This is a genomic window from Pseudomonas sp., from assembly GCF_049590575.1.
Classification (GTDB): Bacteria; Pseudomonadota; Gammaproteobacteria; order Pseudomonadales; family Pseudomonadaceae; genus Aquipseudomonas.
In genome coordinates this window covers 1-15723 of sequence record NZ_JBAWDE010000292.1, presented here as the reverse complement: position 1 = coordinate 15723, position 15723 = coordinate 1, and the positions used below count along the sequence as shown (strand labels likewise).

Annotated in this window: 13 protein-coding genes and 1 other RNA gene; 11 read left to right on the top strand and 3 right to left on the bottom strand. The window is 60.8% G+C overall.

The annotated features are described in order from the left end of the window. The 5 genes from smc to ffs form a co-directional block, all read left to right on the top strand. Positions 1–1839: chromosome segregation protein SMC (smc, locus tag WBR57_RS20660; RefSeq protein ID WP_424086115.1), on the top strand; the 1839-nt coding region annotated here is incomplete at its 5' end. A 259-nt stretch (positions 1840–2098) separates the two neighbouring features. Then, positions 2099–2965, top strand: coding sequence for a cell division protein ZipA (zipA, locus tag WBR57_RS20655; RefSeq protein WP_424086114.1), 867 nt, complete (start codon positions 2099–2101; stop codon positions 2963–2965). Between the two features lie 87 nt (positions 2966–3052). Continuing rightward, entirely contained in the window at positions 3053–5419 is a 2367-nt protein-coding gene (gene ligA, locus WBR57_RS20650; protein ID WP_424086112.1) for an NAD-dependent DNA ligase LigA, read from the top strand. A 73-nt stretch (positions 5420–5492) separates the two neighbouring features. Beyond that, positions 5493–6656, top strand: coding sequence for a zinc-binding metallopeptidase family protein (locus WBR57_RS20645; RefSeq protein WP_424086110.1), 1164 nt, complete (start codon positions 5493–5495; stop codon positions 6654–6656). 116 nt (positions 6657–6772) lie between these two features. Then, positions 6773–6869: signal recognition particle sRNA small type (gene ffs / locus WBR57_RS20640), an RNA gene on the top strand. Positions 6870–7152: 283 nt separating this feature from the next. On the opposite strand, the gene WBR57_RS20635 is transcribed toward ffs, so the two are convergent. Beyond that, a complete protein-coding gene (locus tag WBR57_RS20635; RefSeq protein ID WP_424086108.1) occupies positions 7153–7710 on the bottom strand; it encodes a hypothetical protein in 558 nt (185 codons plus the stop codon). 259 nt (positions 7711–7969) lie between these two features. Here WBR57_RS20635 and WBR57_RS20630 point away from each other — a divergent pair, with 259 nt between their 5' ends. The 4 genes from WBR57_RS20630 (at position 7970) to WBR57_RS20615 (ending at position 11428) form a co-directional block, all read left to right on the top strand. After that, positions 7970–8938 carry an N-acetylmuramidase family protein gene (locus WBR57_RS20630; RefSeq protein ID WP_424086106.1) on the top strand — a complete coding sequence of 323 codons (969 nt, stop codon included), beginning with the start codon at positions 7970–7972 and terminating at the stop codon, positions 8936–8938. A 156-nt stretch (positions 8939–9094) separates the two neighbouring features. Further along, entirely contained in the window at positions 9095–10141 is a 1047-nt protein-coding gene (locus tag WBR57_RS20625; protein ID WP_424086104.1) for an N-acetylmuramidase family protein, read from the top strand. Between the two features lies 1 nt (position 10142). Beyond that, the gene (locus tag WBR57_RS20620; protein ID WP_424086102.1) at positions 10143–10733 is read left to right on the top strand and encodes a hypothetical protein; all 591 of its coding nucleotides are present in this window, start codon (positions 10143–10145) and stop codon (positions 10731–10733) included. Positions 10734–10810: 77 nt separating this feature from the next. Beyond that, a complete protein-coding gene (locus WBR57_RS20615) occupies positions 10811–11428 on the top strand; it encodes a hypothetical protein (RefSeq protein WP_424086100.1) in 618 nt (205 codons plus the stop codon). Positions 11429–11490: 62 nt separating this feature from the next. Here the strand turns inward: WBR57_RS20615 and WBR57_RS20610 are convergent, their stop codons facing one another. Next, a complete protein-coding gene (locus WBR57_RS20610) occupies positions 11491–12399 on the bottom strand; it encodes a DUF2167 domain-containing protein (protein WP_424086098.1) in 909 nt (302 codons plus the stop codon). 60 nt (positions 12400–12459) lie between these two features. Next, complete coding sequence (locus WBR57_RS20605) at positions 12460–13323, bottom strand: LysR family transcriptional regulator (protein ID WP_424086096.1); 864 nt, start codon at positions 13321–13323, stop codon at positions 12460–12462. A 102-nt stretch (positions 13324–13425) separates the two neighbouring features. On the opposite strand from WBR57_RS20605, the gene WBR57_RS20600 reads away from it, so the two are divergent. After that, complete coding sequence (locus tag WBR57_RS20600) at positions 13426–14322, top strand: DMT family transporter (protein WP_424086094.1); 897 nt, start codon at positions 13426–13428, stop codon at positions 14320–14322. Between the two features lie 154 nt (positions 14323–14476). Then, positions 14477–15723, top strand: a 1247-nt coding sequence (gene dnaX / locus WBR57_RS20595) for a DNA polymerase III subunit gamma/tau (RefSeq protein ID WP_424086092.1), incomplete at its 3' end; no start/stop codon positions are given.

Genomic DNA, 15723 nt, shown 5'->3' with positions numbered 1-15723 from the left:
GTGCTGGTGGACGACTTTGGCGGCTTCGACCTGGCCGGTTTTGCCCAGGGCGATCTGCGTCTGCTCAGCCCGGCGGCCGACGGCACGCGGGTGCCGGGCAGTTTGCTGGACAAGGTCGAGGCGGCGCTTGACCTGTCGCCGTGGCTGGGCCAGGTCAGGCCAGTCGAATCCCTTGAGCAGGCCCTGGCCCAGCGCGGCCAGCTTGGCGCCGGCGAGAGCCTGATCAGCCGCGATGGCTACTGGGTCGGCCGGCACTTTTTACGCGTGCGCCGCGCCAGTGAAGCGGAAAGCGGCGTGTTGGCCCGTGGCCAGGAAATCGTCAGCCTGAGCGCCGAGCGTGAAGAACGCGAAGCCACCCTGGAAAGCCTGGAAACCGAACTGCAAACCCTGCGCGCCACTCAGCGCCAGCAAGAGACCGGCCGCGAACACCTGCGCCGGCTGTTGCAGGACGAGGCGCGCCAGCAAGGCGAACTCAAGGCGCAGCTCTCGGCGAGCAAGGCCAAGGCCGAGCAGTTGACCCTGCGCCGCACCCGTCTCGACGACGAAGTGGCCGAGATGGGCGAGCAGCGTGCCCTCGAACACGAACAGATCGGCGAAGCGCGCCTGCAGTTGCAGGAAGCCCTCGACAGCATGGCGCTGGATACCGAGCAGCGCGAACTGCTGCTGGCCCAGCGCGACAGCCTGCGCGAACGCCTCGACCGCGTACGCCAGGAAGCGCGCCAGCACAAAGACCACGCGCACCAATTGGCGGTGCGCCTGGGTTCGCTCCGGGCCCAGCACACTTCCACCGCCCAGGCCCTTGAACGCCTGGAGATGCAGTCCGAACGCCTGACCGAAAAGCGCGAGCAACTGAGCCTTAACCTGGAGGAGGGCGAGGCCCCCTTGGAGGAGCTGCGGCTCAAGCTTGAGGAATTGCTCGACAAACGCATGACCGTCGACGAAGAACTCAAGACCGCGCAGGTCGCCCTGGAAGACGCCGACCGCGAGCTGCGTGACGCGGAAAAACGCCGGACCCAGGCCGAGCAGCAATCCCAGCTGATCCGTGGCCAGCTCGAACAACAGCGCATGGAATGGCAAGCCCTGACCGTGCGCCGCAAAACCTTGCAGGACCAGTTGCTCGAAGACGGCTACGACCTGCACGGCGTGCTCAATACGTTGACCGCCGAGGCCAACGAAAAAGACGCCGAAGAAGAGCTTGAGCGAATTGCCGCGCGTATTCAGCGGCTCGGCGCGATCAACCTCGCGGCCATTGACGAATACCAGCAGCAATCCGAGCGTAAACGTTACCTGGATGCCCAGAACGCCGACCTGGTGGAAGCCCTGGAAACCCTGGAAAACGTGATCCGCAAGATCGACAAGGAAACCCGTAATCGCTTCAAAGATACCTTTGATCAGATTAATGGCGGTTTACAGGCGTTATTCCCGAAAGTTTTCGGTGGCGGCAGCGCTTACTTGGAACTGACGGGCGAAGATCTACTCGATACAGGGGTGACGATCATGGCGCGGCCGCCGGGCAAGAAGAACAGCACCATCCATTTGTTGTCCGGTGGCGAGAAAGCCCTGACGGCATTGGCCCTGGTATTTGCCATCTTCAAGTTGAACCCGGCGCCGTTTTGCATGCTCGACGAAGTTGACGCCCCGCTGGATGACGCTAACGTTGGACGCTATGCGCGACTGGTTAAAGAGATGTCTCAGACCGTGCAGTTCATCTATATCACCCACAACAAGATCGCCATGGAAATGGCTGATCAGTTGATGGGTGTCACGATGCACGAACCCGGCTGTTCGCGATTGGTGGCGGTGGATGTCGAAGAAGCGATGGCGATGGTGGAATCCTGAGCCTCGCTGCCAGAGAATTTTTTCAGCACGATGTAAGGCGGTTTACCGGCCTGGCGAAAGTGCCAAATGGACATATTTGTTCAAGGCATTTTGACAGACGGTGTAAAGTTATCTTTGGTCGTGCTAGTTTAATGTCAAATTTTCGTATGCGTGGGCAAAACGTCAGTCAGAACATAGAGTTGGCGCCACGTTTTAAAGCGGTTTGCACGGTGCTAAACCCCTTATTTTTCAGCATTTTTTATTAGAGGCACGGGATTACATGGAAATCGGTCTGCGCGAGTGGCTGATCGTCATCGGCATCATTGTCATTGCCGGTATTCTTTTTGATGGCTGGCGCCGCATGCGCGGTGGCAAGGGCAAGCTCAAATTCCGTCTGGACCGCAACCTGTCCAACTTGCCCGACGACGACGGCAGCGCCGAGCTGCTGGGGCCGCCCCGCGTGCTCGACACCCATAAAGAGCCGCAACTGGACGAGCACGACCTGCCGTCGATGAGCGCGCCGTTGCGTGAAGCCCGCGAGCCGTCTTCCAAGCGTGGCAAGCGCGCTGCCGCCAGCGTTGCCGAACCGCATCAGGGCGACCTGAACCTCGACGTCGATGAAGGCCCGAGCTTCAGCAGCCGCGATGACGATTTCCCGGATGAAAACGTCGCCAAGACTGCTGCGCCGCGCCAATCCGTAAACGATCAGCCGGCTGCCGAAGAAGTCCTGGTGATCAGCGTGATCTGCCGCGACGCCGCCGGCTTCAAAGGCCCGGCGCTGTTGCAGAACATCCTCGAAAGCGGCCTGCGTTTTGGCGAGATGGATATTTTCCACCGTCACGAAAGCATGGCCGGTAACGGCGAAGTGCTGTTCTCCATGGCCAACGCGGTCAAGCCGGGCACCTTCGACCTGGACGACATCGACCTGTTCAGCACCCCGGCAGTCAGCTTTTTCCTTGGCCTGCCAGGCCCGCGTCACCCCAAGCAAGCCTTCGACGTGATGGTGGCCGCAGCCCGCAAGCTGTCCCAGGAACTCAACGGCGAGCTCAAGGACGACCAGCGCAGCGTGCTGACCGCCCAGACCATCGAGCACTACCGTCAGCGCATCGTCGAGTTCGAGCGTCGCGCCCTGACACAGAAACGCTGAGGATTGGTCTTCAGCGTTGTCAGTAGAATAAGCGCACTAACATATTGAGCAGCTTCGGCTGCTCTTTTGCTTTCTGAGAGAACACCCATGACCGCCGCCCACACCCGCATCCTCGAACTGCGCGCTGAACTGGATCAGCACAACTACCGTTACCACGTCCTCGACGAGCCAAGCATTCCGGACGCCGAGTACGACCGGCTGTTCCACGAGCTCAAGGCCCTGGAAGCCGAGCACCCGGACCTGGTAACGCGCGATTCACCGACGCAGCGGGTCGGCAGTGCGGCGCTGTCGGCCTTTACCCAAGTGCGTCATGAGATTCCGATGCTCAGCCTGGGTAACGCGTTTGATGAAACCACCATGCTCGAGTTTGATCGCCGCGTCACCGAAGGTCTCGACCTGCCGGTGGGCGATCTGTTCAGTGGCGGCGCGGCGGTGGAATACAGCTGCGAACCCAAGCTGGACGGCCTGGCGGTCAGCCTCCTGTACCAGGACGGCGAGCTGGTGCGCGGTGCCACCCGTGGTGACGGCACCACCGGCGAAGACATCAGCGTCAACGTGCGCACGGTGCGCAATATTCCGCTGAAACTGCACGGTACTGGTTGGCCGGCGACCCTGGAAGTGCGCGGCGAAGTCTTCATGTCCAAGGCCGGTTTCGAGCGGCTCAACGCCGCGCAGCTGGAAGTCGGCGGCAAGACCTTCGCCAACCCGCGCAATGCCGCGGCCGGCAGCCTGCGCCAGCTGGATTCGAAAATCACCGCCAGCCGCCCGCTGGAATTCTGCTGCTACGGCATCGGCCAAGTGACGGCGGATATCAGCGACACCCATATCGGCAACCTCAAGCAGTTGCAGAAGTGGGGCATGCCCATCAGCCACGAGCTGAAGCTGGCCCAGGGTATTCAGGAATGCCTGGACTACTACCGCGACATCGGCGAGCGGCGTAACAGCCTCGGCTACGAAATCGATGGCGTGGTGTTCAAGGTCAACAGCATTGCGTCCCAGCGTGAACTGGGCTTCCGCGCCCGTGAACCGCGCTGGGCCATCGCGCATAAATTCCCGGCCATGGAAGAGCTGACCGAACTGCTCGACGTGGAATTCCAGGTCGGCCGTACCGGCGCCGTGACCCCGGTTGCCCGCTTGAAACCGGTCAAGGTCGCGGGTGTCACGGTGTCCAACGCGACCCTGCACAACATGGACGAAGTCGCGCGCCTGGGGCTGATGATCGGCGATACAGTGATCATTCGCCGCGCCGGTGATGTGATCCCGCAGGTGGTCTCGGTGGTGCCCGAGCGCCGCCCGGAAAACGCCCGCGCCGTGCAGATCCCCGAGCGCTGCCCGGTGTGTGGCTCGCATGTGGAGCGCACGCAACTGGTCAAGCGCAGCAAGGGCAAGGAAACCGTCAGCGAAGGCGCGGTGTACCGCTGCGTCGGGCGCCTGGCGTGTGGCGCGCAGCTGAAGCAGGCGATTATCCACTTCGTTTCGCGCCGTGCCATGGACATCGACGGCCTGGGCGACAAGACCATCGAGCAACTGGTGGATGAAAAACTCATCGGTTCGCCGGCTGACCTGTACAAGCTCAAGTACGAGCAGGTCATCGACCTGGAAGGCTTTGCCGATATCTCCAGCAAGAAGCTGATTATCGCCATCGAAAACAGCAAGTCGCCGAGCCTGGCGCGGTTTATCTATGCCCTGGGCATTCCCGACGTGGGCGAGGAGACCGCCAAGGTGCTGGCGCGCTCGCTGGCATCCCTGGAACGGGTGCAGAAGGCCCTGCCGGAAGTGCTGACGTACCTGCCGGACGTGGGCCTGGAAGTGGCCCACGAGATCCACAGCTTCTTTGAAGACAGCCATAACCAGGAGGTGATCGGCGCGCTGCTGTCGCCGCACGAGTGTGGCCTGCAATTACAGGATCAAGGCGAACTGAGCGCCGAGTTTGCCGCCAGCACCACCTTGGGTGGCTTGCTCGACAAGCTGCACGTGCCGAGCGTCGGGCCGGGCGCCGCGCAGAAACTCGCGGACAAGTTCGGCAGCCTCGAAGGCGTGATCAAGGCCGACTGGCTCGACATGCGCCAGGCATTGCCCGAGAAGCAGGCCAAGGCGGTGCGTGAGTTCTTCGATAATGAATGCAACGCCAACCGTGCCCTGGTCATCGAGCAGCAGCTCAAGGACTTCGGCATGCATTGGCAGAGCGAAAAAAAGGTCGTCGAAGGCTTGCCCGAAGCGGGGCATACCTGGGTGCTCACCGGTTCCCTGGAGCTGATGAGCCGCGACGTGGCCAAGGACAAACTCGAAAGCCTGGGCGCCAAGGTGGCGGGTTCAGTGTCGGCGAAAACCCATTGCGTGGTGGCCGGGCCGGGTGCCGGTTCCAAGCTGGCCAAGGCCAACGAGTTGGGCCTTAAAGTGCTGGATGAAGAGGCGTTCGTCGCCTTCCTGGCCAAGCACAACATTACGGTCTGACGCGCTGCCTCAAGAAAGTGGAACGAACTTAAATCCCAAATGATCTAGTCTTGGTCACCCAGGAGAGATCGCCATGTTCCGCTACTTCGAGCAACTCAGTTCGCGCATCGCCGCACCGTTCATGGCAGGCTCATCTCGCGACAGCAAGGTGTGGCAATGCCGTTGCGGGCAATCGCTGTTCTTTCGCAACAGCCAGTGCCTGGCCTGCCAGGCGCTGCTGGGCTATCAGCCGCAACAGAGCCGCTTATCGTCCCTGCAGCCCGGGCCTGTGGTTGATACCTGGCTGCAGGACGACAACCTCGACGCCGGCGCCTTCCGCCGCTGCGCCAACCTCGACACCCCGGCCGCGTGCAACTGGCTGATTCCGGCCCACAGCACCGCGGCACTGTGCGTGGCCTGCAGCCTGAATCGCACGATTCCCGACCTGTCGATCCCGGAGAACCACGAGCGCTGGCGCAAGGTCGAGACCGCCAAGCGCCGGCTGGTCGCGCAGCTTATCAGTCTGGGCCTGCAAGTGGTGCCCAAGAGTGTGGACGAGGGCACGGGCCTGGCCTTTGACTTCGTCGGCATCGACCTGGAGGGCAATGCGCCCACCACCGGCCACGCCAACGGCCTGATCACCCTGGATATCAAAGAGGCCGATGACGCGCACCGCGAGAAGGTCCGCGTGCAGATGCGTGAACCCTACCGCACCTTGCTCGGCCATTTCCGCCATGAAGTCGGTCATTACTACTGGGACCGGCTGATCGCCAACAGCCACTGGCTTGAACCTTTTCGCCGCCTGTTCGGCGACGAACGCGCCAGTTATGCCGAGGCGCTTGACCACCATTACCAAAATGGCCCACGCCCTGACTGGCAGCAGACCTGCGTCAGCGCCTACGCCACCATGCATCCATGGGAAGACTGGGCCGAAACCTGGGCCCACTACCTGCACATGATGGACGCTGTCGACACCGCACTGGGTTTCGGCATGAGCGCCCGCGGGATCGACCTGGATTACCCGCCGTTCCCGCTGACCACCCTCTACGACCCCGAGCACCCAGGCGGCCCGGCATTCCTGTCGTTCGTCAACGCCTGGATCGAACTGGCCGGCATGCTCAACGAACTGTCGCGCAGCATGGGCCAACCGGACTTCTATCCATTTGTGCTACCCCCGGCGGTGATCGCCAAACTGCACTTTATTCACCTGATGATCCAGGAGGAGGGCGGCCGGGCCGATGAGGCGGTGATTTTGTAGCGGTACAAGTGCTTGAGCCGCTTCATATTTTTAATCCGGCGTGAATGGTTGTAACTTCCGATGAGATCGGTACAATGGCCCCGCTTGCCGAGAGGCAGGCGTCGTTATGGTGACCCCATCGGTCCCCCCGCAACGATTACCCGTGAACCTGGTCAGAGCCGGAAGGCAGCAGCCACAGCGGGAACATTGTGTGCCGGGGTGTGGCTGGTGGGGTTGCCTCCATAACGCTCTTCCTGATTGATGCTTTACGGTTTTTCACCCTTTACCACGCGGTGGTGCAAGGCGTGAGACAGCCGAGTTGACCCTCCCGTCCTACCTTTTGCTTTCCTGCCACTCGGTCTACTGCTGCCGAAGCGTGGTGCCGGATGTGATTCGCCCGTTGTTTTGATTCGATTGGGACGTCGTCGCGTGACGTAGCCGATTCAGTCGTCATGCCTGCATTTCCAGCGGTGGGCGTTTGATGCCAGGCCATACCAATCAAGTCCGCTGAGCGGCATTACGGCCGGTAGAGCGGGAATGCTTCCATCAGCGGTGGTATCTCCTGGCCCATCTCTGCTGCGCTGGCAGAGGGGTTGCTCGATTTTGGAATGTTCCGGGCGAAGTGAAAAATGATGGTCTGGCCGGTGGTGCCATCCTTGTAATACTTGAAATAGCTGATCTCCGAGAATTCCCCGTCTTTACGCAGTGAAGTGGGATAAAACATCATCGCGTAATCGATCCCGGTTCTATTGTCGGTCAGCAGGACAGCCGGCATGTTCGGGTTTTCCTGCTGATGCAACTGGATGGCGCGTTTGCCGAGGTCGAGGGGCTTGAAGCGGTTCATCTCGCGAGGCACGACGGTAAAGTCGACCATTTCATTCCAGGCATCCATGCTTTCCTCTGCTGGGAAATACTCCCACAAGCCCGGCTTTTGGAATTTCAGGACAAACGTCTTGCCGCCGAACACCACCGTTTTGGTCTCGGCAATTGACGGACTGGACATGTCGGAGGTGAGCGGCGTGGTGCAGCCATAGAGCAGGAAGATGGCAGATAACATAAGCAATGTGGCTTTCATTTCAATCCTTGAAAAACTGCGTCAGTGTATTTTGCGCCCGTAACAGTAGCCCAACGCATCACGGAATACTTTCTTTATCGGGATCGAAAGTGAATGCGCAGTCGGCAATTTACTGCTTTGCCCCAAAATCCTGAAAAACCTCGGCTGGACAATTCCAGGCTGCCTGCTAGCTTGATGCATGTGCATTTTTACAAAATGACCGTCGTGCTGGAGTAGTTAAGAAGTGATGGCACTCAAGTCCTCAACAGGGATGATTGCCATGGCTAGCTTTGAAGGTATGCCCGGTCTTATCAGTGCTTCCGTCGGCACTCCCGGCAAGGCCCACAATGTGCCTGCCGATGTTCAATACATTCAACGTCTGTTTAATCTGATCACGCCAGCATCCGTTCCCGTGTTAGTGGAGGACGGAAAATGCGGCCCGCTGCTGCTTCGGCGCATCAACGATTATCAATTGAATCGTCTCAAGGTCGCCAACCCTGATGGGGTAATTGACCCGGCAGGCCGGACGTTCAACAGCCTGGTTGAAGACGCGCGCAAGGCAGTGCCTGGCCCCCAGCTCCCACAGCGCACGCCGGCGCCGGTCCCGGCTGAGCCAAGCAAACCGCAATCGATCGCTCAGCCCACCAGCGACGGCGGCGTGACCCTGACCGAGGCGGATTTCCAGAAGGCCGCCACTCAATTGGGTAACGGGATTTCGCTGAATATCATCAAGGCATTCGCTACCGTGGAGTCCGGTGGGCGTTCCGGCTTTGGCCCGGCCAAGTTGCCGATGATCGCGTATGAAGGGCATATCTTCCGCAAGTACACCCAGCAAAAGTACGACAGGGCCTACCCCTTGCTGTCTTACCCCTATAAGGAAAAGGCCGGCCCGCAATGGCGCGCGAATAACAAGGACCAGGCCAAGGCCTGGGAGACCCTCGCCGCTGCCTACAAACTGGACCCGGCAGCCGCGTTGATGGCGACGTCCTGGGGGATGTTCCAGATCATGGGCTTCAACTTCGCTGCCTGCGGTTACGCCACCGTGACCGAGTTTGCCGCCGCAATGAAGGTCAATGCTGGCCAGCAACTCATGGCGTTCGTCGGTTTTTGCCGCAAGAAACCGGCGTTGGTCAGAGCCATGAAGAACAAGGACTATGCAGGCATGGCCACCCAGTACAACGGGAAGGACTTCGGCGACTACGACCGCCGCATTCAAAAAGCCTATGAGGCGCTTGAGCGCAAAAATTAACGGCCTGTGAGGCCTGCCTCACAACCCTCAAGACGGCTGCTGGACAACCCAAAACCAACTTGTTAGTTTGCGCCGGCCACATGTTTCAAGTTATGACAAGTGTGTTGCGTTGATATTGAAGTGCTATCACTTCTTTAACTAACAAGGATGTCCGTGATGAAAAGCCTGCAAGGGTTGCCCCGTCTTATCAGCGCTTCGGTGGGCGCGCCCGGCAAAGCGCGCAACCTGCCCGCCGATGTTCAGTGCATCCAGTATTTATTCAATCTGATCATTCCCAAGATGGGTTTCCCGCTGCCGGAAAACGGCAAGTGCGATGGTCAGTTGGTGCAGTGCATCAGTCAGTACCAGTTCCGGCACCTGAAGTACGCGCACCCGGATGGCGTGATCGATCCCACCGGCCGCACCTTCAACAGCCTGATTGAAGAAGCGGTGAAAGTGCCGGTGAAGGCGTTCCCGAGCATGCGTATTCCAAGCTTCCTGAATGCGTTCGGCAACAACCAGGGCGACGCGGTGCAAGCCACGGTCAACGTCTACCTGGACCGCATGCGCGCGATGGTCGAGGCCGAGCGGCGTAACCGTCAATTGATGTTGCAGTCCACCTGCGACGGCGGCATGACCCTGACTGATACCGACTTCCAGAACGCCGCCACGCAGTTGGGCAATGGGATCTCGGTGAACATCATCAAGGCCTTCGCCACGGTGGAGTCCGGCGGGCGCTCCGGTTTCGGGCCGGCCAAGTTGCCGGTGATCGCCTTCGAGGGGCACTGGTTTCGTAAATACACCAAGAGCATCTACGACCAGGCGCACCCTCTGCTGTCATACGTTTATGTGAAAAAGGCCGGGCCGCAGTGGCAGGTCAACAACAAGGACCAGGTCAAGGCCTGGGAAACCATGGCCACAGCCTTTGCCCTGGACCAGGAAGCCGCTTTGAAGTCGGCGTCCTGGGGCATGTTTCAGATGATGGGCTTCAACTTCGCATCCTGCGGTTACAAGTCGGTGTTTGAATTTACCGCAGCCTTGAAGATCAATGCCGGCAATCAACTCAAGGCGTTCGTCAGTTTCTGCAGTCAGAGCCCTTCGTTGATCAAAGCGATGAAGGAGAAAGACTATGTCGCCATGGCGCGCAACTATAACGGCAAGGATTACGGCGACTATGACCGCCGTATTAAAAAGGCCTACGAAGCACTTGAAGGGAAAAAATAAGATGAATCGTTTTCTAGCGGTTGGCGTGTTGTCGTGGTGTGCGGTGGTGCCGGTGGTTGCTGGCGCTGCTACGTTGCATTCGGGCAAATACGAAGAACTGATGCTGGCCGTGACGCCGGAGCATCAGGTCGAAGGCTACTACGCCGAAGAATTGGGCGAGGGCGTTACCCGCAGTTGCGCGTTCTACCTGCAAGGCAAGCCCGAAGCGCTGACCACCTGGCTAGACAATGCCTACCCCGGCAGCGTAGCGCCTTCGTCCGACGGCGTGACCCTGACCGTGGAGCAGGCCCGCCAGCATCCCGGCTGCATGAGCGTGCTGATGCCGGAGATTGCCACCGGCCTGGACCTGACCCAGACCGCCAGCAAGAACTGGATCGGCCTGGTGACCGTGTCCGCCGACAAGGCTTACCTGCTGAACACGCCGGGCGCCGATGTGGCCAAGCGCCCGTATATCGTCAAGGACGATGTGGTCGGGGTGCTGGCCTTCAAGGATGGCTGGGCTCAGGTCGAGTTCACCAACGCCAAGGACCAATCGTTCACCGGTTGGATCAGCCAGGACCAATACAGCCGTCTGTCCGCGCCCCAGCACTGATCAGTGAATTCCAGTCGGCCGTGTTTCCAGCGGCCGGCTCAGGTAGCATGCGCCTCCCGTAGACATGGAGGTCCCCTATGCGTCTTTTCCCCCTCGCGCTGTTATCCGTGCTGGTGCTGTGTTTGCCCGGCTGCGTGATGATCCCTTATGAAAGCCCCGAAGCCCGGGCCAAAATCGAACACGACCTGAGCGTTGCGCCGGCCGATATCATTGGCATCACCGAGACCAACTGGTGCCCTTACACCTATGGGATCGCCGAGATCTGCCATGCCACCCAGGGTCTGGGCGTGCTGACCAAGAAGGGCTTTATTCTCAGCGTCTATGAGAACAAAACCTACATTCCGGTCAGAACCCTGCGCGTGGATGAGGTGATGTGCGCCAAGGTCACGGAAGGGCGCGACAAGCCGGAAATCTTCTACGTGTTTACCCAGGAAGATGCCTTCATGCTGGCCCCGATCACGCCGGGCGGCCGTATGAATATGCCGATGAAGCTGAAGATTTTCGACTATTTGCTCGGCAATCAGCAGAAGGTGTTTACCGGTGTCGAGGGTTCGTTTGTGAAAATGACCGGTAATCGGGTTGTGCGCTATGTCACCACGCCAGGCTTCAAGCCGGGGATGGCGAGCGTCGATGAGTTTGCGATCGTCAACCCCTGCCCGGGTGCGGAGCAGGCAGCGCCGACTGCGCAGAAATAATTACGCCGCAACGTGTCAGGCACGTTGCGGCGTTTTTTATGGTCGGGCGCTTATGACTGGGCTCAGCCTTTGTTGCGGTTGAACAGCTTGCGGATCACCGCGAACAGCGCCACCACGCCGACCACCAGGAATTTCTTCGCGGCCAGCAGGAAGATACCGATCTTGGCGAACAACCCGGCCTTGGCCGCAATCCCGCCGGCCACCAGGGCTGCCAAGCCGTAAGTGGCGAGCTTGTCGGTTTTCGGGTTGAAGTCGGTGTACAGGTTGCCGTCGGTGAAGTTAGTGAAGGCCAGGACCTTGGGCAATTCCTGCTTGATGGTGGGCAGGTCGGCCATGGCGGCGACGGCGTTGAGTTCCAGCACGCCTTCACGGCCAAGCACGCGGATGCTGTAGTTGAGGGTGTTCTGCTCGGCGTCGTCGGCTTTCAGCTCACGCGCCCAGTACATCTTGTGGGTGGTGTCGTCGTAGTGCGGCGGCTCGGCCCAGCCCAGCAAATGCAGGCCGGCGTAGCCTTGTTTCTGGCGTTCCTGGTTATCGGCTTCGTCTTCTTCCTGCATTTGCTTGAGCAGGTCGGCGTAGTCAATCTTCGCGGCGTCTTCGTCGGAAATGTGCCCGTCATTCTTATAGCTGACGATCACGCCCCAGCCGCGCTCCGACAGCGGGCTCACCGCCTTTGGCACAATCATGCCCAAGGTCTTGAAACCTGGCGGGTTGCCCCAGCCATCGGTCAGCAAGCGTTCGGTATCGGCAGGGTCGAGGTAGTAGAACTCGTCGTTCAGCTTAAGGGTGGCGATGCCGCTGGGCAGGGTGACGGTGCCGGTTTTTTGCTTGAGTGAGGCCAGGAAGTGTTCGGCGGTTTCGGCGGGGGCACTGGCTTCGACAGGCGCGGGCTCGGGCTTGGCGGCAGCAAAAGCGTGGGTGGCAGGCAGGCTCAGGGCGGCCGCCGCCAGTAACAGGCGGAAGTAATTCATGGTAGTCCCTTACATTTTGAATTAATTTCGCGGGAGGATACCTGAAATGGATTTGACAGGTTAGCCAAAAGTCTCGCGCAACAACCCTGCAAACGCATCCCGCGCCAAGTGGCGCTGGGTGTCCTTGTGCCAGAACAGCAGGTTGTCCACCGCCTGCAACGCGTCGAACCGATAGGACGCCAACTGGTTGGCCTGCTCATAGCGCGCCAGGATGCCTTCCGGCGCCAACGCCACGCCAATCCCCGCGCTGACACAACCGATGATCGTGCCCCAACTGGCATAGCTGGCGATGCTCGGCTTGAAGTCATGGGGCTTGACCCAGTTTTCCAGCGCGGCGCGATACGGGCAGCCGGGTGGCCACACCAGCAGGGTGCGGCCGGCCAGGTCCTCGGCGCTGTGGATGGGCGCGCTGCAAGCACTGGCGATCAGCACCAGGCGTTCGCTGTACACCACGCTGTGTTCAAGCTTCGCGCGTGGGTTGCCGGAGGCCACCAACGCGACGTCCAGGCGATGGTGTTGCAGGTCGTCCAGCAACTGGCCCCAGGCGCCGGTGACCAGTTCCAGGCTGACGTCCGGGTAACGCCGGTGATATTCGGCCAGCAGCGGCGGCAGGCGGCCGCTGGCACTCGACTCCACCGCGCCGATACGCAGGGTGCCGCGGGGAATGGCGTCGGCGTCCACCGCGCGCTTGGATTCATCCACCAGCGCCAGGATGCGCTCGCAGTAGTCGAGGAAGATCTCCCCGGCGGCACTGATCGCCAGCCCACGCCCGGCGCGAATAAACAGCGGCGTGCCCAGCTCGCCCTCCAACTGCTTGATGCGCGTGGTGATGTTGGACGGCACGCAGTGCAATTGCAGGGCGGCCTGGGCCACGCTGCCTGTTTGCGCCACGGCTCGCACCATTTTCAGTTGGGCCAGTTCCATTGCTCAGTTCCAGTGATTTCAGATGTCAGAAACGGTTAATTGTCCTGCGCCTTGCCGGGGCCAATGCTGACGGCATTCCTTGCCTGATTGCGGACGCCATCGATGAATGCCCCTTCACCCGTAAAGCTTACGCTAGTCATTGCCAGCGTCATCCTCTGTTGGGCCTATTCGCCGATTGGCGTGCACATCGGGCTGCACAGCTACAGCCCAGGCCAGCTGGCGTTACTGCGGTTCTTGATTGCTTCGGTATTCATGGGCGCGGTGGCGCTGGTGCTGGGCATCGGTCGGCCACGTTTGCGCGACGTGCCGTGGTTGCTGGTGCTGGGATTTTTCGGGGTGTTCCTGCACCACACCTGCCTCAATTATGGGCAGCAATGGGTGACGGCCGCGGCCTCCAGCGTGTTGGCGCAGTCTGCGCCGCTGTTCAGTGTGCTGATTGCGTTTTTCTGCTTGAAAGAACGGGTCAGCCTGTGGCGCTGGAGCTGCGTCTTGCTCGGTTTGCTGGGCGTGCTGGTGGTGATCTGGGGCGATCAGGGCGTGGGCGATATCGACCCACGGGGTCTGCTGATCCTGCTGGCGGCGGTGTCCTGGAGTGTGTATTTCGCCCTGCAGAAACACTATGCCCACCGCTACAGCCCGCTGACCATGGCGTGCTACATGGTGTGGGCGGGCACCCTGATGCTCTGTGTGAACCTGCCGGGGCTGCCCGCCGCCGTGGCGCGCGCACCGTTGCCGGAGAACCTGGCGGTGCTGGTGCTGGGGGTTTTTCCCAGTGCCCTGGCGTACCTGGCCTGGGGCTATGTGTTGAAACATGTCGAGGTCAGCCGCGCGTCGGTGGCGATGTACCTGATCCCGCCGGTCGCCATGCTGATGGCCGCAACGCTGCTGGGCGAGCACATTGCCGTGCAGGTGATGCTGGGCGCGGTGATCGTGCTGGCCAGCGTGGCCGCCATCAGCCTGGAGGGGCGCTGTCGGGCTGGCCGTGGTGAGCATCCATAAAGCGCCCAGGACTACGCGAATACACGCTCCGGGTTCAGGCCTTTTTGGGGCCGATCAGCAGAGCTTAGTCAGATTAGGCGAGCGTGCCGGATGCAATTTCCCCCTTGCTCCGCTAGCATTACCGGCTTCCGCTTCCCAGTTGCGACGGTTTTCGATGAGTTATCAGGTTCTTGCACGTAAATGGCGTCCGCGCTCGTTCCGCGAAATGGTCGGCCAGACCCATGTGCTCAAGGCTCTGATCAATGCCTTGGACAGCCAACGGCTGCACCACGCCTATCTGTTCACCGGTACGCGGGGGGTGGGCAAGACCACCATCGCGCGCATCATCGCCAAATGCCTGAACTGTGAAACCGGTATCACTTCTACGCCCTGCGGCACCTGCTCGGTGTGCCGGGAAATCGACGAAGGGCGTTTCGTCGACCTGATCGAGATCGACGCCGCGAGCCGCACCAAGGTCGAAGACACCCGCGAGCTGCTCGACAATGTGCAGTACGCGCCGAGCCGTGGGCGCTTCAAGGTCTACCTGATCGACGAAGTGCACATGCTCTCCAGCCATTCCTTCAACGCCTTGTTGAAAACCCTGGAAGAGCCGCCGCCCTACGTCAAATTCATCCTGGCCACCACGGATCCGCAGAAACTTCCTGCAACGATTCTGTCGCGGTGCCTGCAGTTCTCCCTGAAAAACATGACGCCTGAGCGGGTGGTCGAGCATTTGAGCCATGTGCTGGGCGTCGAGAACGTGCCGTTCGAAGACGACGCACTGTGGCTGCTCGGCCGCGCCGCCGATGGCTCGATGCGTGACGCCATGAGCCTCACCGACCAGGCCATCGCCTTTGGTGAAGGCAAGGTCATGGCCGCCGATGTGCGCGCCATGCTCGGTACGCTGGACCACGGTCAGGTATTCGACGTACTGCACGCGCTGATCGAAGGCGACGCCAAGGCGCTGCTCGAGGCGGTGCGCCACCTGTCGGAGCAAGGCCCGGACTGGAACGGCGTACTCTCGGAAATCCTCAATGTGCTGCACCGCGTCGCCATCGCCCAGGCCTTGCCGGAAGGTGTCGACAACGGCCATGGCGACCGCGACCGCGTGTTGGCCCTGGCCCAGGCGCTGCCGGCCGAAGACGTGCAGTTCTACTACCAGATGGGCCTGATCGGTCGCCGGGACTTGCCCTTGGCGCCGGACCCGCGGGGTGGCTTTGAAATGGTCCTGTTGCGCATGCTGGCCTTCAGGCCGGCAGACTCGGCAGATGCGCCGAGACAGCCGCTAAAGCCAGTGGGGATCAGCCAGGCCACAGTTGATTCCGCCAAACCAGTGGCTGGCGCGGCGGTTGTCGCGCCAGTCGTGGCTGTGCCTGCCCCGGTTACGCCTGCGCCTGAAGCTGCCGCGCCCGTGATCGAGCC